Origin of the sequence: Sinorhizobium sojae CCBAU 05684 (assembly GCF_002288525.1) — a bacterium.
GTDB classification, from domain to species: Bacteria; Pseudomonadota; Alphaproteobacteria; order Rhizobiales; family Rhizobiaceae; genus Sinorhizobium; species Sinorhizobium sojae.
Genome location: NZ_CP023067.1, coordinates 2742631 through 2768164 on the forward strand (window position 1 = coordinate 2742631; position 25534 = coordinate 2768164).

The 25534-nt window shown below is 62.2% G+C and carries 17 protein-coding genes; 12 read left to right on the plus strand and 5 right to left on the minus strand.

What is annotated here, in order from left to right; all coding sequences use genetic code 11:
• Positions 1 to 9: 9 nt before the first annotated feature.
• Entirely contained in the window at positions 10 to 1167 is a 1158-nt protein-coding gene (locus SJ05684_RS13480; RefSeq protein WP_034855019.1) for an aminodeoxychorismate synthase component I, read from the plus strand.
• Positions 1164 to 1790, plus strand: a complete 627-nt coding sequence (locus SJ05684_RS13485) for an aminotransferase class IV family protein (RefSeq protein ID WP_034855018.1) — start codon at positions 1164 to 1166, stop codon at positions 1788 to 1790. Before SJ05684_RS13480 ends, SJ05684_RS13485 begins: the two co-directional genes overlap by 4 nt.
• Here the strand turns inward: SJ05684_RS13485 and SJ05684_RS13490 are convergent.
• Positions 1755 to 2705: a GGDEF domain-containing protein gene (locus SJ05684_RS13490; RefSeq protein ID WP_034855017.1), complete on the minus strand. Its 951-nt coding sequence runs from the start codon at positions 2703 to 2705 to the stop codon at positions 1755 to 1757. The two genes, SJ05684_RS13485 and SJ05684_RS13490, sit on opposite strands and share 36 nt — an antisense overlap.
• A gap of 138 nt (positions 2706 to 2843) precedes the next feature.
• Between SJ05684_RS13490 and SJ05684_RS13495 the strand changes: the two genes are divergently transcribed.
• The 5 genes from SJ05684_RS13495 (at position 2844) to hemH (ending at position 9302) form a co-directional block, all read left to right on the plus strand.
• Positions 2844 to 3722: a heme-dependent oxidative N-demethylase family protein gene (locus tag SJ05684_RS13495; protein WP_034855016.1), complete on the plus strand. Its 879-nt coding sequence runs from the start codon at positions 2844 to 2846 to the stop codon at positions 3720 to 3722.
• Between the two features lie 182 nt (positions 3723 to 3904).
• Positions 3905 to 5356 (plus strand): homospermidine synthase, encoded by a 1452-nt coding sequence (locus SJ05684_RS13500; RefSeq protein WP_034855014.1) that lies wholly within the window; start codon positions 3905 to 3907, stop codon positions 5354 to 5356.
• A 326-nt stretch (positions 5357 to 5682) separates the two neighbouring features.
• A complete protein-coding gene (omp10, locus tag SJ05684_RS13505; RefSeq protein ID WP_034855013.1) occupies positions 5683 to 6051 on the plus strand; it encodes an outer membrane lipoprotein Omp10 in 369 nt (122 codons plus the stop codon).
• A gap of 221 nt (positions 6052 to 6272) precedes the next feature.
• Positions 6273 to 8150, plus strand: a complete 1878-nt coding sequence (locus SJ05684_RS13510; RefSeq protein WP_034855011.1) for a 5'-nucleotidase C-terminal domain-containing protein — start codon at positions 6273 to 6275, stop codon at positions 8148 to 8150.
• A 114-nt stretch (positions 8151 to 8264) separates the two neighbouring features.
• Positions 8265 to 9302: a ferrochelatase gene (hemH, locus tag SJ05684_RS13515; RefSeq protein ID WP_034855010.1), complete on the plus strand. Its 1038-nt coding sequence runs from the start codon at positions 8265 to 8267 to the stop codon at positions 9300 to 9302.
• Between the two features lie 87 nt (positions 9303 to 9389).
• Here hemH and SJ05684_RS13520 read toward each other — a convergent pair whose 3' ends face one another.
• Positions 9390 to 11321, minus strand: a complete 1932-nt coding sequence (locus SJ05684_RS13520; RefSeq protein ID WP_034855009.1) for a diguanylate cyclase — start codon at positions 11319 to 11321, stop codon at positions 9390 to 9392.
• 169 nt (positions 11322 to 11490) lie between these two features.
• Between SJ05684_RS13520 and SJ05684_RS13525 the strand changes: the two genes are divergently transcribed.
• From SJ05684_RS13525 to SJ05684_RS13535, 3 genes are all read left to right on the plus strand, one after another.
• Positions 11491 to 12480: an SPFH domain-containing protein gene (locus tag SJ05684_RS13525; protein ID WP_085939074.1), complete on the plus strand. Its 990-nt coding sequence runs from the start codon at positions 11491 to 11493 to the stop codon at positions 12478 to 12480.
• A gap of 10 nt (positions 12481 to 12490) precedes the next feature.
• Positions 12491 to 12946 (plus strand): NfeD family protein, encoded by a 456-nt coding sequence (locus SJ05684_RS13530; protein WP_034855007.1) that lies wholly within the window; start codon positions 12491 to 12493, stop codon positions 12944 to 12946.
• A gap of 214 nt (positions 12947 to 13160) precedes the next feature.
• Positions 13161 to 14591: an outer membrane beta-barrel protein gene (locus SJ05684_RS13535; protein ID WP_034855006.1), complete on the plus strand. Its 1431-nt coding sequence runs from the start codon at positions 13161 to 13163 to the stop codon at positions 14589 to 14591.
• A gap of 233 nt (positions 14592 to 14824) precedes the next feature.
• Here SJ05684_RS13535 and galU read toward each other — a convergent pair whose 3' ends face one another.
• Positions 14825 to 15712: a UTP--glucose-1-phosphate uridylyltransferase GalU gene (gene galU, locus SJ05684_RS13540; protein ID WP_034855005.1), complete on the minus strand. Its 888-nt coding sequence runs from the start codon at positions 15710 to 15712 to the stop codon at positions 14825 to 14827.
• Between the two features lie 485 nt (positions 15713 to 16197).
• Here galU and SJ05684_RS13550 point away from each other — a divergent pair, with 485 nt between their 5' ends.
• Together SJ05684_RS13550 and SJ05684_RS13555 are read left to right on the plus strand one after the other, a co-directional pair.
• Positions 16198 to 17415, plus strand: a complete 1218-nt coding sequence (locus SJ05684_RS13550; RefSeq protein ID WP_034855004.1) for a lytic murein transglycosylase — start codon at positions 16198 to 16200, stop codon at positions 17413 to 17415.
• A 104-nt stretch (positions 17416 to 17519) separates the two neighbouring features.
• Positions 17520 to 18776, plus strand: a complete 1257-nt coding sequence (locus tag SJ05684_RS13555; protein WP_034855003.1) for an SGNH/GDSL hydrolase family protein — start codon at positions 17520 to 17522, stop codon at positions 18774 to 18776.
• Positions 18777 to 19086: 310 nt separating this feature from the next.
• Here SJ05684_RS13555 and SJ05684_RS13560 read toward each other — a convergent pair whose 3' ends face one another.
• The gene (locus SJ05684_RS13560; RefSeq protein ID WP_095694267.1) at positions 19087 to 20544 is read right to left on the minus strand and encodes a glutamate synthase subunit beta; all 1458 of its coding nucleotides are present in this window, start codon (positions 20542 to 20544) and stop codon (positions 19087 to 19089) included.
• Positions 20545 to 20647: 103 nt separating this feature from the next.
• Entirely contained in the window at positions 20648 to 25372 is a 4725-nt protein-coding gene (gene gltB, locus SJ05684_RS13565; RefSeq protein ID WP_034855000.1) for a glutamate synthase large subunit, read from the minus strand.
• Positions 25373 to 25534 lie beyond the last annotated feature (162 nt).

Consider the following 25534-nt stretch of genomic DNA (forward strand, 5'->3'; position numbering starts at 1 on the left):
GCAACCCGTATGATCGAAAACGCGCCCTTTGTCCTTTTCCGGGACGACAGCGAAAACCTGACGACCGTCTTCGCCGAACCGTCGCGCGTGATCACCGCGCGCACGCGGGCGGAGTTTCAGCGCGGCCTTGCCGAACTCGATGCCGCCCACCGTGCCGGCAAATGGCTTGCCGGCTACATGGCCTATGAGGCGGGGCACCTCTTCGAGGAAAAGCTTGCGCCCTTTGCCGAGGAGAACCGGGAAACGCCGCTGATGTCCTTCGGCGTCTTCGACGCGCCGGCGGAAGATCACCCGCTTGCCGTGCCGCTCCGGCGCACCGAAAACGAGCCGTTTCTCGTCGAGCCGCGTGCCGGTTGGGACTTGGCGGCCTACCGGCAGCGTTTCGAGCGGCTGCACCAGCATCTGCGCCAGGGCGATTGCTACCAGGCGAACTTGACGATGCCGGTCTTCGCGCGCTGGTCCGGCGACCCGCTCGCCGCCTTCTGGTCGCTGATCGAGCGCCAGCCGGTGAAGTACGGCGCGTTTGTTGCGCTCGATGGACCGCTGCTCCTGTCGCGCTCGCCCGAATTGTTCTTCCGCGTCGATACCGACGGCTGGATCGAGACGCATCCGATGAAAGGAACGGCGCCGCGCGGGGCAAACCCTGCTGAGGACGCAGCCATCATCCAGGCGATGCGGGACGACGAGAAGAGTCAGGCCGAGAACCGCATGATCGTCGACCTGCTGCGCAACGACATCTCCCGCGTCACCGAGGTCGGTTCGCTCGACGTGCCGAGACTTTTCGACATCGAGACCTATCCGACGGTTCACCAGATGGTGAGCCATGTCCGTGCCAAGCTTCTCCCCGGCATCGGCATCGCCGACATTTTTGCCGCGCTCTTCCCCTGCGGCTCTGTCACCGGCGCGCCGAAGATGCGGGCGATGGAGATCCTGCATGCGCTGGAGGCCGGCCCGCGTGACGCCTATTGCGGCGCCATCGGCTTCGTCGCGCCGAACGGCGTCATGCGCTTCAACGTCGCGATCCGCACCATCTCACTCTTTCCCGACGGCCGGGCAATCTTCAACGTCGGCGGCGGCATCGTCTTCGATTCCACGGCCGAGGCGGAATATGCCGAATGCCTCCTGAAGGCGCGCTTCGCCGTCGGCGACGCCGAGATCGCGCAATGACGGATTTCGCGCTGGTAGAGACGCTGCGCTACGACCCGGAAGCGGGATTGGTCCGTCTCCGGCTGCATCTGGCACGCTTGACACGATCGGCCCGACGCCTGGGATTTGCCGGCGCAGCCGCCGCCGGCGAGCGCCTGCAAGAGGCCGTGCGCGGCGCCGAACGACCGCTCCGCGTCCGCCTGACGCTCAGTCGCGACGGCACCGTTGCGGTTACAACCGCCCCCTTCACCCCGCTCGGCCGCGACACCACATGGCGCGTGCGGATCGCCTCGACGCGGCTCGATTCCGGCGATCGGCTCCTGCGGATGAAAACGACGCGGCGTCACGTTTATGAGACGGCGCGCGGCGAATTTTCCCCGGAAGAGGCCGACGAGGTCATCCTGCTCAACGAAAAGGGCGATATCTGCGAGGGCACGATCACCTCGGTTTTCCTCGACGACGGTAGCGACGTGCTCAAGACGCCGCCGATCGCCTGTGGCCTTCTCGCCGGTGTGCTGCGCAGCGAACTCATCTGCGGGCGCAGGGCGCGCGTCGCACAGCTCCTTCCGGCCGATCTTCAGCATGGCCGCTTGTTTGTCGGCAATTCGCTAAGAGGTCTGATCCGGGCGGAACTCGTGGTCTGAACCGGGGAGCGTATAGCGTCTCACCTGATCGCGGCCCTCGCGCTTGGCGAGATGGAGCGCTTGGCCGGCGCGCACATAGATGTCGTTGACCTTGTCACCCTCGCGATATTCCGCAAGCCCCGCCGAACAGGTGTAGTAGAATTCCGGAATGTTCGCCAACGGCCTGGCGCTGCGCACCTTTTCGAGCAGCCGATCGAGAATCAGGTTCGCTTCGCTGACGGTGGTGTCGGGCAGGATCAGCATGAACTCCTCGCCGCCGATCCGGCCGAAACAGTCGGTACGACGGACGAAGCCCTGCATCTGGCGGGCGAAATCGAGCAGCACCTCATCGGCCCCGTGCGGACCAAAGCGGTCGTTGATCGCCTTGAAATAGTCGATGTCGAGGATCGCCACGCATCCCCACATCTGTGGATTGTCGGCGCAGTTCTGGATGAAGTCGGCAAGCTTTCCCAGGGTGTGCCGGCGGTCAGGGACGCTCACCAGTTCGTCCACCTGCGAATCCCTGAGGGCGAAATCCCGATCGCGCCGATGCTTGCGCTCGTCCTCGCGCATCGCGGTGACATCGACGGCGATGGAAAGCCGCCAACCCTTCTCGTCGACCGTTTCGGTCACGAACAGGGTGCGTCCATCATGCAGCTCGACTTCCGCAGTCCGGCTAGGGGCGCCGCCGCGGCGCTCGAGCGCGGCGCCGATCCAGCCTTCGATGTCGCCGGTCTCGATCATCGCTCCGCTGCCGGTCGCGTGGTTGCGGCGCGTGATCTCCGCCCAGGTCGGAGCCTCTTCCAGGCCGACGTGATAGGCGGAACGAAATGCCGCATTGGCAAAGCGCAATCGGTCGTGCTGATCGTAGAGCGCGATCAGCACGGGCGTTCGGGCTTGCAAGCCCATCAGGGCCTTGGCGTATTCACCGGTCACGTTTGGTCTGCTCCAGCTAGAACGGCATCAATCGCGGCGCGAAGCGGACGGCTCAACCTAAGCTATAGCACGAAACGCTTGTGACAAGTCGGATTAACATGCGAAACGCAAGGGATTGGTAAAGTCGAGTCATCTCGAATGAAGCACACGCCTTACGACGGCACGTCGAAACCCTTCACCATCGGTCTCGCCCAGCTCGATCCCGACCGATGGATCGAGCCGGACGAGGCGCTCGACTTCTATCTGTCGGAAAAGGTGCGGCTGCTGGGCGCAGACCGCAGCAGCGTTTTCGCAGCCGCGGCGGAGAGCGAAGGCGCTCAGCGGGAGCTTCTGTCGCTGCTCACGGATTATCTGTTGCGCCGCTATCCACATATTTACCGGCGCGAGGGCAAGACGATCGTCGTCGGCGGGCGCGAAGCGAACCTGAATGGCGACCTCCCGATCCTCTCCGCCGGATCGCTCATTCAGGACGATCTCGCCATCATGGAGTTCAAGGAGGGCGAATGGCGCCTGACCGCCGCCTATATCGCCTTTCCCTCGTCCTGGTCGCTTGCGGAAAAGTTCGGCCGTTCGATGGACGAGATCCACGCGCCCGTTCCCGGCTTCGGAGGAGGCTCGCGCAATGCGGAACTGATCACCCGCATGCTTGACCGGCTGCCGCCCGACCGTTTCGTCGAGCGTTTCAACTGGTCAATCAATGTAGACGGCGCACTGCATCTGCCGAAATCGAAATCGGAAGACATCGGCGCAGACGCCGTCGCCCTTGAGGAAAACCGCACCTTTATCCGGGTCGAAAGGCAAACGCTGCGCAAGCTGCCGCAAACGGGCGCCATTGCCTTCACGATCCGCATCTACTCCGACCCGCTTACGGCACTCAGGGACCGCCCCGATGCGGCGAGACTGGCCCTCTCATTCATCGTACAGCTCCGCGAACTGACGCTGCCGCAAGCCGCCTACAAGGGCCTGGTCAGCAAGCGGGAAACGCTGATTGCCGCCCTCGCCTCGATCGCCGGTTAAGCAATAATCGACATCGCGGTTGACCGGCCAGCCCTTTATTGTGACAGGAAACTGTGCTCTACAGCGCCGCGCGTCTTGTCAGGCGCGCAAAGATGGCTGCAGCAGGCTCAAGAATGACCCTAGGCCCGCAATTCCCGAGCGTTTAAGCACCACAGAGACGTTTTGTCAGGAGACACGCTAAAATGTCAGACACCACCTATCCGGTCTATGGCGAGATTACCGGCCCGATCGTCATGATCGGTTTCGGTTCGATCGGCCACGGCACCCTGCCGCTGATCGAGCGCCACTTCAGGTACGACAAGAACCGGCTGATCGTGGTGGAACCGCGCGAAGATGCGAAGGATGCGGAGATTTTCGCCCGCCATGGCGTGCGGCACGTCCGCGAATACGTGACCAAGGACAATTACAAGGAAGTCCTGAAGCCGCTGCTCACCGAAGGCGGCGGTCAGGGCTTCTGCGTCAATCTCTCGGTCGACACCTCGTCGCTCGACCTGATGAAGCTCTGCCGCAAGCTCGACGTGCTTTACATCGATACGGTCGTCGAGCCCTGGCTCGGCTTCTACTTCGACACTGAAATGGACAACGCCGACCGCACCAACTATGCGTTGCGCGAGACCGTCCGCCGCGAAAAGGAAAAGAATCCCGGCGGTACGACGGCGATTTCCACCTGCGGCGCCAATCCGGGCATGGTTTCCTGGTTCGTCAAGAAGGCCCTCTTGAACGTCGCCGACGACATCGGAATCAAGTACGAGGAGCCGCATCAGGACGATCGCGAGGGCTGGTCGAGATTGATGAAGAAGGTCGGCGTCAAGGGCATCCACATCGCCGAACGCGACACCCAGCGGACGAAGAACCCGAAGCCGCTCAATGTCTTTTGGAACACCTGGTCCGTCGAAGGCTTCATCTCCGAAGGCCTGCAGCCGGCAGAACTCGGCTGGGGCACGCATGAAGACTGGATGCCCAAGAACGCGAAGAAGCACAAGAAGGGCTGCAAGGCGGCGATCTATCTCGAGCAGCCGGGCGCCAACACCCGCGTTCGCACCTGGTGCCCGACGCCCGGCCCGCAATATGGCTTCCTCGTCACCCATAACGAGTCGATTTCGATCGCCGACTTCTTCACCGTTCGCGACAAGAATGGCGACGTCGTCTACCGCCCGACCTGCCACTACGCCTATCATCCGGCCAACGACGCCGTCCTGTCGCTGCATGAGATGTTCGGAAATGGCGGCAAGGCGCAGCCGGAACTGCACGTCCTGGACGAAAACGAGCTCGTCGACGGTATCGACGAACTCGGTGTACTGCTCTACGGCCATGCCAAGAACGCCTACTGGTACGGCTCGCGCCTGTCGCTCGAAGAGACCCGCCGCATTGCCCCCTACCAGAATGCGACCGGCCTGCAGGTGACGAGCGCCGTTCTCGCCGGCATGGTCTGGGCGCTGGAGAATCCGAAGGCGGGCATCGTCGAGGCCGACGAGATGGACTACAAGCGCTGCCTTGAAGTGCAATCGCCTTATCTCGGTCCGGTCGAGGGCCACTATACGGACTGGACGCCGCTCGACGGCCGCCCGGGCCTCTTCCCCGAGGACATCGACACCCGCGATCCCTGGCAGTTCCGGAATATCCTGGTCCGTTGAAATGATCGTGGCGTGGGCGGTCATCCGCCCATTTCCTCCGATTCAACACGGAATCGATTGCGCCCGGGCGAACCGCTTCGGGCGCGGCATCCGCAGCTCGGGCCTCGCTACACACCCGCCCTTGCTTTCAACTCCTGATCGCGGCATGTTCTGCGCATCGCTGCGGTAATGCGTTTTATGCACAAAAGTCGCTGCAGCGCCTTGAATTTCTGCCTGATTTTGCCTCTAGCCGGTTCCGGATGGAGGATTTATGCGCTAGAGCGGACAAGTGTGAAGCGGTATTGCGTTCGCATCCGCTGCAATTTTGTGACGCGGGAGAAACGCCAATGAAGCCAGTCGCCACCCTTGCACTTCTTGCCGCCGCCGCGGCATTGGCATCGTGCCACACGACATCAAGGGCCGTCCGACCGATGCCGCAGGCAAGCCAGCCCGCCGGCGTGGAGGGCGCCTGGGTCGATCCGAACGGCATCGTTTCCACCTTCGCGGGCGGTACCTTCTCGACGCGCACGACAGACACCAACCAGCTTCTTGCCTCCGGCAGCTACGTCAATGTCAGCCCGACGCTCGTCGAGATCAACATGACATCGCTCGTGCGCAACACGCAATCCAAGGTCAATTGCGCGCTGGTGACATCCAACCAGCTGAACTGCACCACGGACTCCGGCGCCCAATTCTCGCTCGCGCGCCAAAGTTGAGAAGAAGCACCCCCTGGAATGCCTTCGAAAGCCCCCGCTCCCGGGGGCTTTATCATCTCCAGCGAGCGTTTAACACTGGTTCGACGCAGCGCAAGCACGACACGTTTAACGCTTGCAGTCGGACGCAACTGGTGAAACCATCCGGCCTGGCAAAATCGACTGCGCCCCCGGCGAAGGGCCTTGAAAGTCGGCCGAAGAGGACAGGCAAACAGGAGAACATCATGATCAGACACATGCGGACCGGCCTTATCACCGCATCGCTACTCGCGCTTTCATCGGGCGCCGCCCTCGCCGACTACGAGCTGAACATCCTGCACATCAACGACCTCCACTCGCGCATCGAGTCGATCAACAAATATGATTCGACCTGCTCGGCAGAAGAGGAGGAGAAGAACGAATGCTTCGGCGGTGTGGCGAGGGTGAAGACCGCAATCGACGCCCACCGCAAGCATTTTGCGGATGCCGGCGCCAATGTGCTGGTCCTCGATGCCGGCGACCAATTCCAAGGATCGCTTTTCTACACGACCTACAAGAGCGAGGCGGTGGCTGAATTCATGAACGGCATCGGCTTTGACGCCATGGCCGTCGGCAACCACGAATTCGACGATGGACCGGAGGAACTGGCGAAGTTTCTCGATAAAGTGAAGTTCCCTGTTATTTCGGGCAACACCGTCGCCGGCGCCGACACACCGATCGCCAATCGCATTCCCGGCTACATCATCAAGGAGGTCAACGGCCAGAAAGTCGCTGTTGTGTCGGTCCTTGCAACCGACACGGATGAAACCTCCTCGCCCGGCAAGAGCGTGTTCTTCGAGGACGAAATCACTTATCTGAAAGGGATCGTGCCGAAAATCGAAGCTGAGGGGATCAACAAGATCATTCTCCTGTCCCACGTCGGCTATCCCCGCGACAAGGAGATCGCCGCAGCCGTCAACGGCATCGACGTGATCGTCGGCGGGCACAGCCACACGCTGCTGTCCAACACGGACGAGAAGGCCGCCGGCCCCTATCCCACGAACGTCAAGAATCCGTCAGGCGTAGAGGTGCCGATCGTCCAAGCCTATGCCTATTCGAAGTATCTCGGCAATCTGAAGGTCGTCTTCGACGATGCAGGCAAGGTGAAGTCCGCAAGCGGCACACCGGAACTGCTCGATGCCTCGATCACGCCGGATGCGGGTTTCAAGAATCGTGTCGCCGAGCTCGGCAAACCGATCGAGGAGCTGAAGAAGAGGGAGATTTCCGAAGCGACCGCCGTCATCGACGGATCGCGCGAGACCTGCCGCGCACGGGAATGCCCCATGGGCAATCTCGTCGCCGACGCCATGCTGGCGCGCGTCGCCCCGCAGGGGATTTCCATCGCCATCCAGAACGGCGGCGGCCTGCGCGCATCCATCGACGAGGGTACCGTGACCATGGGCGAAGTGTTGACGGTGCTTCCCTTCCAGAACACGGTCGCCACCTTCCAGCTCAAGGGCTCGGACCTGATCACGGCGCTTGAAAACGGGCTGAGTCAGATCGAGGAAGGCGCCGGGCGCTTTGCGCAGGTTGCAGGCCTCAAATACAGCTTTGACAAGTCCAAGCCGGCCGGCAGCCGCCTTGTTTCCGTGGAGATCAAGGAAGGAAACGGCTTCGTGCCTCTCGACCCGGCCAAGATGTACGGCGTCGTCTCGAATAATTACATGCGTGCGGGCGGCGACGGCTACAAGATTTTCGCGACAGCCGGTATGAATGCCTACGATTTCGGCCCGAGCCTCGAGCAAGTCGTCGCCGACTATCTCACCGCCAATCGCCCCTACAAGCCCTATACGGACGGCCGCATCACCGAGGTCGCAGGGGTAGCAGCAGCGCCGGCGGCTGAGCCGACGGCAGAGATGCAACCGGCCGAGACAGTCGCCGCCGCGCGCGAGGTGACGCCCGACGCGACGGCACCCGCCGGCGGCCCGCAGAAGCACGTCGTCGCCAGCGGCGATACGCTCTGGGACCTCGCCGAGACCTTCTACGGCAACGGTGGGGAGTGGAGGAAGATATCGGCCGCCAATGGCAACCCGGCGCCGGGCAGGCTCGATGTCGGACGCGAATTGCAGATTCCAGCGAAGTAGGACAGTTTGCCTCAAGTTTAGCGCCGGCGCGAGCTTTCCCGCGCCGGCGTTTCTTTTTAGAAGGGTTTGAAAGTGGAGGCGTCAATCAACATATAGGCGCCCATGAGGAAGACGATGACCGAAGCAACCGCAGAACCGATCGCCCCCGCTCATCCGCCCGTGAATTGTGGGAAGGTCGGCGTGCTGCTCGTCAATCTCGGCACGCCGGACGGTACCGATTACGCCTCCATGCGCCGCTACCTCAAAGAATTCCTGAGCGACCGGCGCGTCATCGAATGGTCGCGTCTTTTCTGGTATCCCATCCTCTACGGCATCGTGCTCAACACCCGGCCACAAAAGGTCGGGAAGGCCTATGAGCTGATTTGGAATCAGGAGAAGAACGAAAGCTGGTTGCGGACCTATACACGCAGCCAGGCGGCGCTGATGGCCGAGAGCTTCGCAGACACGCCGCAGGTGGTCGTCGACTGGGCCATGCGTTACGGTCAGCCTTCGATCGCCTCGCGCCTGGAGGCGCTGCAGGAACAGGGCTGCGAGCGCATCCTGGTCTTTCCGCTCTATCCGCAATACGCGGCGGCAACGACCGCTACCGTCAACGACAAGGCCTTCGAGAGGCTTCTGAAGATGCGCTGGCAGCCGGCTTTGCGCACCGTTCCGCCCTATCATGACGATCCGGTCTATATCGACGCGCTCGCCACCTCGATCAACCGCCACCTGGCAAAGCTAGATTGGCAGCCGGAGGTCGTCCTTGCCTCCTTCCATGGCATTCCGAAAAGCTATTTCGACCTGGGCGATCCCTATTACTGCCAGTGCCAGAAGACCGCGCGGCTGCTCAGGGAAAGGCTGGACTGGCCGAAGGAGAAGCTGCAGGTCACCTTTCAGTCGCGCTTCGGCCCGGAAGAATGGCTGCAGCCCTATACGGACGCGACCGTCGAGAAACTTGCCAAAAACGGCGTCAAGCGCATTGCGGTGATCAATCCCGGCTTCGTCTCCGACTGTCTGGAAACCCTGGAGGAAATCGCAGGCCAGGCGGCCGAAAGCTTCCTTCACAATGGTGGCGAGAAATTCGCCCATATCCCCTGTCTGAACGACAGTCCCGAGGGCATGGCGGTGCTCAACCACGTCGTGCGCCGCGAGTTGCAGGGGTGGATTTAACGGAAATCGCACGGAGAACGGCCCCACTCAGCCTTCCGCTCAGAGGGCAAGCTCTTGCAAACGGGCCGGAACCGTGCCTCCTCGCAACTACCCGACCTTTTTGATGGCTTTCGGGTCCTCGGCGATCGAACGGATGAGAACGCGATTGCGTCCCTGCACTTTGGCATCATAGAGCGCGGCGTCCGCCTCCGACAGAAGAAGATCCGGCTCCGCCTGCAGGACGTGGCCGCTCGCAACGGCTATACCGATGCTGGCGGTTACTTTCCGGAACTCACTCTGCGAATGGACGATATTCTCCTCTTCGAGAAGTTGCGCAAATTGTTCCGCAACCGTGACCGCACCCCTCTCGTTGGTATCCGGCAGCAAGACGACGAATTCCTCGCCGCCGTAGCGGGCGACAATGTCCGCGGGCCGTTTCGCCGACTTCAGCAGACAGTTGCTCACCAGGCGCAGACATTGATCGCCGGCAGGATGCCCGTAGGTGTCGTTATAGGCCTTGAAGCGGTCGATATCGATCATCAGCAGGCTGAGCGAAGCACTGTTCCTGGCGCATTTCGCAGCCTCGCGCTTAAAAGCCTCGTCGAAGGCGCGGCGGTTGACGATGCCGGTCAACCCGTCCGTCTCCGCGAGATTCTTCAGCTGCTCGGCCGACATCCTAAGCGCGATTTCGGACTGCTTCGTCGCCGTGATGTCGGAGACGACCACCATCGCGCTGCCGTCCGCCGCAAGCCTCGTGCGAATGCTGAGCCAGTCTCCATTCTGGAGTTGAACCTCTTCATCCTTGTTCTGGTGCAAAGCGGCGCTGAGCGACGTTATCCAGTCTTCCACCGCCTCATAGTCGATACCTGAACGCTCGCGCGTTTCGGCAACGCGCCGTAGAATGTCGCTGATATGGGCGCCGATCACCCGGGCATTTCCGGAAAGCGGAAAAGCATTGCGGTATTGCTCGTTGCAGAAGAGCAAATAGCCTTCCCTGTCGAACATCGCAAAGCCATCGGACATTCCCGCGATCGCATGGGAAAGCAGGTTCTTGCTTTCCCGCAATTCCCGCTCCAGAGCAACCCGTTCGGTTACGTCCCGCGTGACGCCGGCAAGGCCGATCACGCGCCCCTCATTGTCCCTGAGCGGAACCTTGGAGGCGAAAAGGTCTCTGCCTTCAATGTGCTCGACAGAGTCGATCAGAGGCACGCCCGTGCGCATGAGCTCCTGTTCGCTATGATAGAGCTCTTCCGCCAGCCGCAGCGGCTGGAGATCGAAATCCGACAGGCCGACCATTTCCGCGGCCGTCCCGTAGCGGTAGAGCCGGATCATGTTTTCGTTGACGGTGATGAAGCGGCTATCCCTGTCCTTGACATAGAGATAGTCGGGCGACTGCGAAAACGCGGTCTCAAGCATCCGACGCTCGAGATCCAGTTGGCGTGTTTTCAGGATGATGAGGCCGCAGATCAGCGTCGCCGTCACATTCATCCCCGTCATGGGCAGGCCGATTTCGGCGAGGGTGTGCGCTTTCGAAAGGGTGGGCAGCAGCGCCATCGATACGACGAGCACGCAGCCTACGGCGGCGGAGAGCACGACGACGTGCAGCAAAGTCGCCGATTTCTTCTTCATGCAGTGATTGGCGATAAGACCAGCGGCCGCAAGGACGGCCATGACCAGGATCCCCTCTGAGACAGCCGCTCCGCCCAGCATGAGACGAGCGGCGATCGCCAGCGTCGTGGCTATTGTCGCAGAGAGCGCTCCGCCAAACATTCCGGCAAGGGCGAGCGGTGCGAAGCGCAGGTCGATATAGATACCGGGAGCGAACTCGATGGCGAGCAGAATGGAGCCGATGGAGGCTGCGCCGGCTATAGCTCCGAGCACGGCATTTTCACGATAGGAAAGCCGCGAGCGGAACCAGATCGACAGATGCGCCCAAAGTGAAATCGTCAGGCTTACGAAAGCAAGATTGCCTACAAATTGACCCCACATGCCATTCATCACGCTGCATCGGCCTTCTAAAACGTCCTGAAGGCCACCCATACGCGAAAAGTCCTTTGAGCTTTCTTAAGGCAAAGCTGAAATTGCGCACAGATTTCTTTCTCGACCGAGCCGGTTTCGCCCGCTGCCGCTTGAAAAGTCGGAGCGAATCGCCACGTGTTGGATTGAAGCAGCATGCCTATCGCTGAAGTTGTAAAGTGGAGGATTGTCCTTGGGCGGCCTGGATATCGCGGTCATCGCTTTCGTCGTCTTCGTATTTCTGGTGCTCCTCACCGGGGTCAAGACGGTCCCGCAAGGCTATCGCTACACTGTCGAGCGCTTTGGCCGGTACGTAAGGACAATTGAGCCGGGATTGAACATCATCATCCCCGTCTTCGACCGCATCGGTGCGAAGATGAATGTGATGGAGCAGGTTCTCGACGTCCCGACCCAAGAGGTGATTACCAAGGATAATGCCAGCGTTTCAGCCGACGCCGTCGCCTTTTACCAGGTGCTGAACGCCGCCCAGGCTGCTTACCAGGTCGCCAATCTCGAAAACGCCCTTCTGAACCTGACCATGACAAATATCCGCTCCGTCATGGGATCGATGGACCTCGACGAATTGCTTTCAAACCGCGATACGATCAACGATCGCCTGCTGCGCGTCGTCGACGAGGCTGCAAATCCCTGGGGCATCAAGATCACCCGAGTCGAGATCAAGGATATTGCGCCGCCGACGGACCTCGTCGAGGCCATGGCCCGGCAGATGAAGGCGGAGCGCGAAAAGCGCGCCCAGGTGCTGGAGGCGGAAGGTGCGAGAAACGCCCAGATTCTCCGTGCCGAAGGCGCCAAGCAGTCGGCTATCCTCGAGGCCGAGGGCCAGCGTGAAGCCGCCTATCGCGAGGCGGAGGCGCGCGAACGGTTGGCAGAGGCCGAAGCCAAGGCGACCCGGATGGTTTCCGAAGCGATTGCCGCAGGCGACGTCCGGGCCATCAACTATTTCGTGGCGCAGAAATATACCGAGGCCCTGGCTTCGATCGGTACAGCAAACAACCAGAAGATCGTTCTGATGCCGATGGAAGCGGCCTCGCTGATCGGTTCGCTCGGCGGCATCGGCGCAATCGCCCGGGAGGTCTTCGCCGACGGGCACCCGGCCGCCGCGCGGCCGCGTGCCTCCACGCCGCGTACCGGTCCGGCCCCCGGTCCACTCGATACGCCGTGAGGGCCGCTCCATGATCGCCCGCCTCGTTGTCGAACTCGGTCCCTGGAACTGGTGGGTACTGGGCCTCCTACTGCTGGCGGCGGAAGTGCTTGTCCCCGGCGTATTCCTGGTGTGGATCGGGCTTGCGGCGCTCATCACCGGCACCCTGTCCCTGCTCCTGTGGGATGCGGCATTCTGGATCTGGCAGGTCCAGCTCATCGTATTTGCCCTGCTCTCGATGGTCGCGGTCCTGATCGGACGTCGCATCGCCGCGACCTCCGAGGAGAGCGACGAACCTCTGCTCAACAAACGTGCCGAAAGCCTGGTCGGCCGCACCGCCGTGCTCGAACAGCCAATCGCCGAGGGCCATGGACGCGTGCGCCTCGACGACACGACCTGGGCGGTTGAAGGACCCGATCTTCCCACGGGAACACGCGTGCGCATCGTTGCCAGTACCGGAAGGCACCTCACGGTCGAACGCGCCTGACCGGGCCGTCGGACATCGACCCCGTTTCTCATTAGCGCATTTGGCCCGACGAATTTCGGAAGCACGATGCGTCGTTCAAAGCCTCACAGCCACCCTTGTGCGTCCCGCAGGACGCAAGGCGATGTAAGGCTGCAAATATAACGGAAACCATTGGTTAACCACACCGCTTTACGATTGCGAAAGAATTGCAATCAGATACGCGGACAGACGATCAATGGCGCCCAACACCTTACGCTCTCAATTGGCGGGCGCCATGCGGGTGACAATGCCGGCGGCGTTGTTGGCGGGCTGTACCGCTGTCGCGCTGACGCCGGCCGCGGCGCAGAGCCTCGCACCTCCGGTGAACGATGGCTTCGCCACCAACCTGACGGGTGTGACCCCGGGCATTGCCGATCCGCAGACGACCGGCGCCGTCTCCGGTGCCGATCTTCCGCCCGCGCTCGACGAGGATCTCAACCGCCTCAACCGACGCGAAGAAACGATCGACGGGCTGCGCGCGCGCCCCGATCCCTATCGCGACGAGGCGGTGGGGATCCGGATCGGCACCTTCGTCCTCAAGCCGGCGCTCAGCGAAAGCTTCAATCATGAGCGGCAGAAGACCGGCGGCGACAGCCAGGGCCGGAGCTTCCTTGAGACCGGCCTCAAAGGCTCGCTCACCTCGGACTGGTCGCGCCACCAGTTGAGCATTACCGGCGAAGGCGTGCTGCAGCACAATGTCTCGGGCGAGGGCGAGGAGCAACCGCGCGCAGATATCGATGCGGAACTGCGGCTCGACTTGAGCGAGGACACCATTGCTAGGCTGCGGGCGGGCTACAGCTTCGAACGCGAGGACGCCACCGACCCGAACGCTGTCGCCAATGCCGAGAACCAATCCGGCGTCAACAGCTACCGGCTCGGCGCGGCGGCTGAGCGTGATTTCGGTATCATCCGGGGCTCGATCGGCATCGATTTCGACCGCCGCACCTACGGTGACGTCGAACTCGACGACGGCACGACGCTGTCCCAGGAGGACAGGGATCGCAACATTGCCACGCTAACAGCACGCATTGGCTACGAACTTTCGCCGGCGCTCATCCCCTTCCTCGAAGGTTCGGTCGGCAAATCGGTCTACGATCTCAGGCGGGATACCCTCGGCTTCGAACGCTCCTATCAGAGCTATGCCGGCCGCGCTGGCATGGAGTTCGATTTTGGCGAGAAGCTCAACGGTGAACTCGCCGCCGGCTACGAAACCTACCGTTTCGACGATGCGCGGCTCGGCGAGCTTCGCGGGCTATCGGTCGACGGGCGCGTCAACTGGTCGCCACAGCGGGGCACCGATGTCCTGTTCGGCTTCCTGACCTATCTCGACCCGTCCACCACGGCCGGCGAGGCGGGATCGATCAATTACGAGCTGACGAATGTGATCACGCATCAGGTCAGGTCGGATATCGTCGCCAGGCTATCGAACAGCGTGACGCTGCGCAATTTCCCCTCGAATGCCGCCGCCTCCGACGAGACAACCTGGCGCACGGGCGCCGGGCTGACCTATGACATGAGCCGCTATCTCGCGCTCACCGGAGACGTGAGCTACGAACGCACGAACAGAGACAGCGGGCCTACGAGCGAAACGGCACGCGTGGGAGTCGGGCTCATGCTGAGGCGCTGATTACCAGCCATAGAGCCTTCCCCTGGTTAACTGGAAACAATTCTGTTGGCTCAATCGGAGCGGAATGTTTGCGCCGCTGACGCGCGGCGTAGCCAAAGCATACGGCCAAGCCAGCCGGGCAAAGAGGCCGCCCGCTTCAGCCAACAGAATTGTTTCCAGTTAACCAGGAAAGGCTCTAACACGCGAACGGCCACGCCCAAGACGTGGCCGGTATTCGCACTGTCGAGCTTGGATCACTTGAGCCTTTCCAGCAACCCCTTGAGCGGCCCCTCTACCACCGGACGGATGTCGGCGCGCTCCAGCGCAAAGGCGACGTTGGCGAGGATAAAGCCGTCCTTGGCGCCGCAGTCGAATGTCTCGCCGCGGAAGTGATAGGCCGAGAAGGGCTGCGTCTCGGAAAGCTTCACCATGCCGTCGGTCAGTTGGATCTCGTTGCCGGCACCGCGCTCCTGGTGTTCGAGGATCGGGAAGATTTCCGGCTGCAGGATATAGCGGCCGTTGATGAAGAAGTTCGAAGGCGCCGTGCCCGGTGCAGGCTTCTCGACCATTCTGGTGATCCTGAAGCCCTCGCCGACCGGCTCGCCGACGCCGACGATTCCGTATTTGTGCGCCTGGTCGGGCGCGCATTCTTCGACGGCGACGACATTGCCGTTACTCTCTTCGTAGAGATCGACCATGCCCTTGAGGCAACCCTTCTCCCCCTTCATGATCATGTCGGGAAGAAGTAGGGCGAAGGGTTCATTGCCGACGAGGTCGCGCGCGCACCAGACCGCGTGTCCCAGGCCGAGCGGCGCCTGCTGGCGCGTGAAGCTCGTGGTGCCGGCCTTCGGCAGCATGGCTTCGAGGAGCTCGATCTCTGCCTTCTTGTTGCGCTCGCGCAGGGTCTGGTCCAGTTCGACCTGGATGTCGAAATAGTCCTCGATAACCGCCTTGCTGCGGCCCGTCACGAAGATCAAATGCTCGATGCCTGCTTCGAGCGCCTCGTCGACGACGTATTGAATGACCGGCTTGTCCACCACCGTCAGCATTTCCTTCGGCACCGCCTTGGTGGCGGGAAGGAAGCGCGTCCCCAGGCCCGCGACGGGGAAAACGGCTTTGCGGACTTTACGCTTTTCGGTCATGGAAACCTCCTGCAGTGGTTCTCTTCTCCAGCGCCGCGCGTGTTATCAGACGCGCAAAGCTCGCTGTATCTCTTTGTGTTGCTGCATGTCTTTGTCCTTGAATCGAGGCGATTTAAGGAGACATGCAGTAGCCTGAAGCAGGCGAAATGGAACAGGCCTGCGCCGACAACAGGCGCGGGGTCCTGTAACGATTTGAATCTCTGCGCGCTTCCATAATCAACTTCGATTGACGAAATCTTGCAGATACACCGTTTGCCGACTTTCCATCGTGGAAGACGATTCGGCACTTTCATGGTAAAGACTTTATTGACCTCGTTTCTGTAGGCTTCTCCACTGACCCGTTACGGCTGCCTGCCGTACGGCCTCACATAGGACGACCGCATGCTGCCCCAGCGGCCCTTGCGGGCGACATTCGCAATCCGGAGTAGTCGGTCCGGCATGAACACCGGCTGAATGCTCCGCCGAGAAACGGAACCGACAGCAAAATGATCAGAAACCGCAGGACGTTCTTCCGACATATCGCCGCCGCTCTTGTCATCGCCGCCGCGTCTGGTGCCTCACCCGCGCGCGCAGATGCGGGTTTTCAAAACTGGATCAATGATTTCTACGCGACGGCCGCCAAGAACGGCATCTCCAGGGCGACCTACCGCCAGGCCTTTGCCGGTGTGAAGACACCCGACCCGACGGTCATCGAGAAAGCCAACCACCAACCCGAATTCAAGCACAAGATTTGGGAATATATCGACTCGCGAGTCAATCCATATACCAAGCGCATCGGCCAGGAAATGGCGGCCAGACATGCGCGCACGCTCGCTGCCATCGAACGGCATTTCGGCGTCGACCGATCGGTGCTTTTGGCGATCTGGTCGATGGAATCGAATTACGGCGCCATCCTCGAAAAGGACGACCGACTGCACTACGTGCCCCGCGCGCTGGCGACACTTGCCTATGCCGACCGGAGGCGGGCGAAATTTGCACGCACGCAACTCATCGCTGCCTTGAAGATCCTGCAGGGCGGCGATGTAGCGCCGCGTAACCTCACCGGCTCCTGGGCCGGTGCAATGGGCCATACACAATTCATCCCGACGAGTTACCTTCTCTACGCCGTCGATGCGGACGGAAACGGCCATCGCGACATCTGGAATTCGGTTCCGGACGCGCTAGCAACGGCCGCCAATCTGCTGAAGAAGAACGGCTGGCGGACGGGTGAGACCTGGGGCTACGAAGTAGTGCCGCCAGCGAATGCTGCCAAATATTCGGGCCAGACGAAGACGCTCGGCCAATGGGCGGCACTCGGCTTCGCCCGCCCGGGCGGCAAGGGCTTCCGCAATCCTGGCATGCGCGCCGAACTCAAGCTGCCGAGCGGCGGCAATGGTCCAGGATTCCTGATGACGAGGAACTTCTTCGTCATAAAGCGCTACAACGCCTCGGATTCCTACGCGCTCGGCGTCGGCTTGCTTGCAGATCAGATTGCCGGTTATTCCGGCATGCAGCAGCGCTGGCCGCGGCCGGACGGTTCCCTCGACATCAGCGAGAAATTCGAGCTGCAGAGCCGCCTCAAGGAACTCGGCTACTACAGCGGCGAGGTGGACGGCAACTTTGGTTCGGGATCGCGGGCCGCAATCCAGGCCTTCCAGGCCCAGAACGGTCTCACGCCGGATGGCGAGCCGACGCAGCATATCCTGCGCGCGCTGCGCAAGTGAGCGGAAAGACGCACCTTTCAATCGCGACGATCTGCGATCTGACGGTGCCAAATCACCGTGATCTGGCGTATGGTGAGAGCATTGCCATTGAACGGTAAGCAGGCATGTTGACAGACAGAAACGCCGGGAAGGGCAAGATCTTGCGTCCGTTCCGCCTCGCAGCTGTCCTCGCGGGGGCGGCGGCGATGCTTGTCGCCGGCTTCCTTGCCACCATCGCCGCGGCCCAGGAGCCGGTTCCGCGGCGCAACCTGCTGCAGCGCCTTTTTGGCCTCGGCCAGCGGCCGATCTATTATGACGACCGATACACGTATCCCGAAGCACCCAGGCCGCGGCGGATACAGAAACGCCGTGCACAGCCCGCAGGTGTGCAGCAGCGGCGCCAGCAGCGCGCCAAGCCGCGCCTTGCCGAGACGCCGCCGCCCGCCCCGGTCATCGAGAAGTCGCCGGATGCGAAGAAGATCCTGGTGGTCGGCGATTTCGTTGCCGCGAGCCTTGGCGACGGCCTGAAGGTGGCTTTCGAGGAGACGGCGGGCATCGCGATCGAAACGCGCGCCAGCGGCTCCTCGGGCCTCGTGCGCGACGATTATTTCGATTGGCCGGAAGTCCTGCCCGGCTATGTCGCCGAACTCAATCCCGCCGCGATCGTCATCAGCATCGGCGCCAACGACCGACAGACGATGGGCGTCGGAGACAGCAAGGAAAAGTTTAGGACCGATCGCTGGACGGAAGAATATCGCAGACGCGTCAGTACGCTCGCCGCCCTTGCGCGGAAGGACAATCTGCCGGTCTTCTGGGTCGGCATGCCGCCTTTCCAATCCAGCGCGATGACCGCCGACATGGTGACCTTCAACGGCATCTATCGCGAGGAGGCCGAAAAGGCGGGCGGCCATTTCATCGACATCTGGGACGGCTTCGTTGACGAGGAAGGCAAGTTCGTGCTGACGGGTTCGGACATCAACGGCCAGCAGGTCCGGTTGCGCGGCTCCGACGGGATCAATCTGACAAAGGCCGGCAAGCGCAAACTCGCCTTTTACGTCGAGAAGGAGATCCGCAAGCTGCTTGGCGACGGCGCGACGACAGGCAGCGACCTAGGCGCCGATGGCCTGAAGGATCTGGTTGTCACCACACCGCTCGCCAGTGAGGACATCGTCAGGACGCAGCCGATCAGCCTGACGGATCCGGCACTCGACGGCGCGACGGCGCTTCTCGGTGCGGGCGACCCGCCGAAAGGAAATGGCAAGAGCGCGAGGGACCTGCTCGTCGAGAAGGGCGAAATCGTTAGCGCCCCGCCCGGACGCGTCGATGATTTCCGCCTGGCGAAGCCCGAAACGGTGATCAGCAAACCGCTGATGCGGAATTGAGTGCTGCCCGGCAATCTGAGGGAAGTGCGTGTAGACGAAAGCAGCGCACCAGAGCAAGCCGGGGACATTGCCGGCCCATTTGCCGCCCCCCTGAAGGTCTTTAGGCTCGGCTCGACCAGGTCAAGCCGGAGGATGACGGCGGCTAGGCATCGGCCCGAAAATCGTGACTGATTTTCGGGCCGACGCGTAGGTTCAAGAGTTACATCGACCTTTGCGCGTCTGAAAGGACGCGCGGCGATGTGATTCGGGCTCGTAAGCGGTAAAGGAGTCCGAACCCGCCGGCGCCCGCGGAAACAGAGCGCGAAATCGCCTACCGCGGCAGCACCGTCGAGCCCATCAGCGCCTCGTCTATCGCGCGCGCTGCCTGGCGGCCTTCGCGGATCGCCCAGACGACGAGCGATTGGCCGCGACGGACGTCGCCGGCCGTCCAGAGCTTTTCAACCGAGGTCCTGTAGTCCCGCTCGTTGGCAATGACGTTGGTCGAACCCCGACGGTCGACATTGAGGGCCAGCCGGTCGCCGAGATCCTTGAGCACGCCGTCGGTAAACGGCCCACGGAAGCCGATGGCGATGAATGCTAGGTCGGCCTTGATAACGAATTCGGTGCCGGCGATCGGCTTGCGGCGCTCATCGACCTGGCAGCACTTCACGCCTGCCAGAATGCCGTCCTCGTCGCCGACGAACTCCAGCGTCGCCACCTGGAACTCGCGAACCGCGCCCTCTGCCTGGCTGGAGGACGTGCGCATCTTCGTCGCCCAGAAGGGCCAGACGGCGAGCTTGTCTTCCTTTTCCGGCGGCTGCGGGCGAATGTCGAGCTGCGTCACCTTGACGGCGCCCTGGCGGAAAGCGGTTCCGACGCAGTCGGACGCCGTGTCGCCGCCACCGACGACGACGACATGCTTGCCGCCGGCCAGGATCGGCTCGGACGGCCAGCCGACACTGTCGATATTCTCGCGGCCGATGCGCCGGTTCTGCTGGACGAGGTAGGGCATCGCATCGTGCACGCCGATAAATTCCACGCCCGGAATGCCGGCGTCGCGCGGGGTTTCGGAGCCGCCGCAATAGAGAACGGCGTCGTTCTCGTCGAGGAGTTGCTGGACGGCCAGCTCGACGCCGACATTGACCCCACAGTGGAAGGTGACCCCCTCGCCCTTCATCTGCTCGATGCGGCGATCGATGAAGTTCTTCTCCATCTTGAAGTCCGGAATGCCGTATCGCAGCAGCCCGCCTGGCTTCGATTCGCGCTCGTAGACATGGACCTCGTGGCCAGCGCGGGCGAGCTGCTGGGCGGCCGCCATTCCCGCCGGACCGGATCCGATGACCGCGACTTTCTTGCCGGTCTTGGTGACGGCAGGCTGCGGCACGATATAGCCCATTTCATAGGCCTTGTCGGCGATCGCCTGCTCCACCGTCTTTATCGCAACCGGTACGTCTTCGAGGTTCAGCGTGCAGGCTTCCTCGCAAGGCGCGGGGCAGACTCGGCCGGTGAATTCCGGAAAATTGTTGGTCGAATGCAGGTTGCGGATCGCCTCGTCCCAATTGCCGTTATAGACGAGGTCGTTCCAGTCCGGGATCTGGTTGTGAACGGGGCAGCCGGTCGGCCCATGGCAATAGGGAATGCCGCAGTCCATGCAGCGAGCAGCCTGCTTCTGCACTTCCTGATCGGACATCGGAATGGTGAATTCGCGGAAATGGCGGATGCGGTCGGATGCCGGCTGGTACTTGGCCACCTGCCGATCGATCTCGAGAAATCCTGTAACCTTGCCCATCTTACGATCCTGATATCTTCAATCTCAAACAGACACGCCTCAAAGCGCGCATGATGGCCCCGCCGCCGGAAAACGGATCGGGGCCGCGGTCACGTGGAGCCCGTTACTCGGCCGCTTCCGACATTCTCATGCGCTCCATGTCTTCGAGCGCGCGGCGATACTCGACCGGCATGACCTTGCGGAATTTCGGCCGGTAGTCCGCCCAATGTTCGAGAATCTCCTTGGCGCGAATGGAACCCGTGTAATGCATGTGGTTCGAGACGAGCTGATAGAGCCGCTCTTCGTCGTGACGCGTCATGTCGCCCGAGACGTCGACCCGCCCCTTGTGCATGAGGTCGCCGCCGTGGTGGTGCAGCTTCTCCAACATGTCATCCTCCTCCGGAACCGGCTCCAGCTCGACCATGGCCATGTTGCAGCGGCGGGCGAAGTCGCCCTCCTCGTCGAGCACATAGGCGACACCGCCGGACATGCCGGCCGCGAAGTTGCGTCCGGTGTTGCCGAGCACGACGACGACGCCGCCAGTCATGTATTCGCAACCGTGATCGCCCACACCTTCGACGACCGCGATTGCACCGGAGTTGCGCACCGCGAAGCGCTCGCCGGCGACGCCGTTGAAGTAGCATTCGCCCGAAATCGCCCCGTAAAGCACGGTGTTGCCGACGATGATCGACTCCTGCGGCACGATCCTGGCGTTTTCCGGTGGCCGGACGATGATGCGTCCGCCCGAAAGACCCTTACCGACATAATCGTTGCCGTCGCCGACAAGGTCGAAGGTGATGCCGCGAGCCAGGAACGCACCGAAGGACTGGCCCGCCGTGCCCTTGAGCGTCACGTGGATCGTGTCGTCCTTGAGCCCCTTGTATCCCCAGCGCTTGGCAAGCGCACCGGAAAGCATCGCGCCGGCCGAGCGGTCGACATTCTTGATCTCGGCTTCGAAGGCCACCGGCACCTTGGTTTCCAGCGCCAGCTTCGCCTTTTCGATCAGCCCGCGGTCGAGAACGTCGTCAATCGGATGGCTTTGGCGCTCCGTCCAATAGGACGCTTCCTTCGGCGCCTCGACCTTGTGGAAAATCTTGGAGAAGTCGAGGCCCTTGGCCTTCCAGTGCTCGATCATCCCGTCGCGCTCGAGCAGTTCCGAAGCGCCGATGATTTCGTCGAGCTTCCTGACGCCGAGCGAAGCGAGAATTCCACGCACCTCCTCCGCAACGAAGAAGAAGTAATTGATGACGTGTTCAGGCGTACCCTTGAAGCGCTTTCTGAGCACCGGGTCCTGGGTGGCGACGCCGACCGGGCAGGTGTTCAGATGGCACTTGCGCATCATGATGCAGCCGGCCGCGATCAGCGGCGCGGTGGCGAAGCCGAACTCGTCGGCCCCCAGCATGGCACCGATGATGACGTCGCGTCCGGTCTTCAGGCCCCCGTCGACCTGAAGCGCGACGCGCGAGCGCAGGCCGTTCAAGACCAGCGTCTGCTGGGTTTCGGCAAGACCTATTTCCCACGGGCTGCCCGCATGCTTCAGCGAAGTAAGCGGCGAGGCGCCGGTGCCGCCGTCGAAACCGGCAATGGTGATGTGGTCGGCGCGTGCCTTGGCGACACCGGCCGCGACCGTGCCGACACCTACTTCCGACACCAGCTTGACCGAGACATCGGCCTCCGGGTTGACGTTCTTGAGATCGAAGATCAGCTGCGCCAGATCCTCGATCGAATAGATGTCATGGTGCGGCGGCGGCGAGATGAGGCCGACGCCCGGGGTAGAATGCCGGGTCTTGGCGACGGTCGCATCGACCTTGTGGCCGGGAAGCTGACCGCCCTCGCCGGGCTTGGCTCCCTGCGCCACCTTGATCTGCAGCACATCGGCATTGACCAGATATTCGGTGGTGACGCCGAAGCGGCCGGAGGCGATCTGCTTGATCGCCGAGCGCTCCGGATTCATCGATCCGTCCGGCAGCGGCAGATAGCGGTCGCTCTCCTCCCCGCCCTCGCCGGTGTTCGACTTGCCGCCGATCCGGTTCATCGCGATCGCCAATGTCGTATGGGCCTCTCGGCTGATCGAGCCGAAGGACATGGCGCCGGTCGAGAAACGCTTGACGATCTCGGATGCCGGCTCGACCTCCTCGACGGGGATGGGGTTGCGGCCGACGTCCTCGGCGCGCCTGATCGTGAAGAGGCCGCGGATCGTGTTCATGCGGCTCGCCTGCTCGTTCATCATCGCGGCGAACTCACGATAGCGATCCTCGGCATTGCCGCGCACCGCATGCTGGAGTGAGGCGATCGCATCCGGCGTCCAGGCATGGCTTTCGCCGCGCATGCGGAAGGCATATTCGCCGCCGACCTCGAGCGCGTTGGAGAGAACCGGGTCGGCTCCGAAGGCCGCCCTGTGGCGGGCGACGGTCTCTGCTGCGATCTCTTCGAGGCCGATGCCTTCGATGGTCGTCGCCGTACCGAAGAAGTACTTTTCGACCAACGCCGACGAAAGGCCGACGGCGTCGAAGATCTGCGCGCCGCAATAGGACTGGTAGGTCGAGATGCCCATCTTGGACATGACCTTGAGAATGCCCTTCCCCACCGCCTTGATGTAGCGGTAGACGATTTCGCTGGCGTCGACCTCCTTCGGGAACTCGCCGCGCTTGTGCATGTCGATCAGCGTGTCGAAGGCGAGATAGGGGTTGATCGCTTCCGCGCCGAAACCGGCGAGCAGACAGAAATGGTGTACCTCGCGCGGCTCGCCGGATTCCACCACGATACCGACCGACGTGCGCAGGCCCTTGCGGATCAGGTGGTGGTGAACGGCCGCCGTGGCGAGCAGCGCCGGGATCGCCACGCGATCGGGCCCGACCTGCCGGTCCGAAAGCACGATGATATTGTAGCCGCCCTTGACCGCCGCTTCCGCCCGTTCGCAAAGGCGATCGAGCATTTCCGGCATGCCTTCGTCCCCACGCGAAATGTCGTAGGTGAAATCAAGCGTCTTGGTGTCGAAGCGGTCTTCGGTATGGCCGATCGAGCGGATCTTCTCGAGATCGCCATTGGTGAGGATCGGCTGTCGGACTTCCAGCCGCTTGGCATGCGCCATGCCCTCATGGTCGAGAATATTCGGGCGTGGGCCGATGAACGAGACGAGGCTCATTACCAGCTCCTCGCGGATCGGGTCGATCGGCGGGTTGGTGACCTGCGCGAAGTTCTGCTTGAAATAGGTGTAAAGCAGCTTCGGCTTGTCCGACATCGCCGAGATCGGCGTGTCGGTGCCCATGGAGCCGATCGCCTCCTGGCCGGTCGTCGCCATCGGCGACATCAGGATCTTCGTATCCTCCTGCGAATAGCCGAAAGCCTGTTGGCGGTCGATCAGCGACACGTCGCGTCGCAGCGCCCTCGGCTCGACCGGCTTCAGGTCTTCGAGGATGAGCTGGGTGTTGTCGAGCCATTGACGATAGGGGTGTTTGCCCGCGAGCGCCGACTTCACCTCCTCATCGGATATGATGCGGCCTTCTTCCATGTCGATCAGCAGCATCTTGCCGGGCTGCAGCCGCCATTTCTTGACGATCTTGTCCTCTGGGACCGGCAGCACGCCGGCTTCCGACGCCATGATGACGCGATCGTCGTTGGTGACGATGTAGCGCGCCGGGCGCAGGCCGTTGCGGTCGAGGGTCGCGCCGATCTGGCGCCCGTCGGTGAAGGCGACTGCCGCCGGCCCGTCCCACGGCTCCATCAGCGCCGCATGATATTCGTAGAATGCCTTGCGTTCCGCCGACATGAGCTGGTTACCGGCCCAGGCCTCCGGGATGAGCATCATGACCGCATGGGCGAGCGAATAGCCGCCGCGCACCAGGAATTCGAGCGCATTGTCGAAGCAGGCCGTGTCCGACTGTCCTTCATAGGAAATCGGCCAGAGCTTGGAAATGTCGTCGCCGAAGAGCGGCGAGGAGACCGAAGCCTGGCGCGCCGCCATCCAATTGACGTTGCCGCGCAGCGTGTTGATCTCGCCATTGTGGGCAACCATGCGATAGGGGTGCGCCAGCTTCCAGGACGGGAAGGTGTTGGTGGAGAAGCGCTGGTGCACCAGGGCTACCGCCGACTGGAACCGCTCGTCCGACAGGTCTTTGTAATAGGCGCCAACCTGATAGGCGAGGAACATGCCCTTGTAGACAATAGTCGTGGTGGACAGTGATACAATATAGAAGCCGAGATCGCCGCCGTCAGCTTCCGCATAGATACGGTTGGAGATCACCTTGCGCAGCGTGAACAGCCGGCGCTCGAACTCGTCGTTGGTGGCGGCTTCACGGCCGGCGCCGATGAAGACCTGCACATGATACGGCTCCGTGGCGGCGATATCCGGCGCCTTGGAAAGCGACGAGTTGTCGACCGGCACCTCGCGGAAGCCGAGCAGGTACTGCCCCTCCTCTTCGACGACCTCGCGGATCACGTCCTTGAAATGGGCGATCAGTTTTTCGTCCCGTGGCATGAAAAGGTAGCCGACGGCGTATTCGCCGGCCCTCGGCAGGGTGACGCCCTCTTTCGCCATCTCCTCGCGGAAGAAGCGATCGGGGATCTGCACCAGGATGCCTGCGCCATCGCCCATCAACGGGTCGGCACCGACCGCACCGCGGTGCGTCAGGTTTTCGAGCATGAAGAGGCCGTCGCGCACGATCTGGTGCGACTTCTCACCCTTCATATGGGCAACGAAACCGACGCCGCAGGCGTCGCGTTCGTTGCGCGGATCGTAAAGCCCCTGCCTTCGCGGCAGCCCGGACGGGAATGCGGGCGTTTTCACAGCCGTCGCAGCGCTCGTTGCGAGGTTGAGCCCAATCTGTTGCGATGGCGAATGATCCGTCATCCTGTTCCCTCCTGTTGCGCCCAGAGTCTTGGGCAAACCGCGGGCCCCGCCTGTCGCCACCTTGCGTCTGCTTTTGCAGTGCGACAGGCCGGGCGTTATCGTCGCATGATCCTGATCAGGTCGCAAATGAAGCGCGGCCGCATCAGGCACGAATGTCTGCGA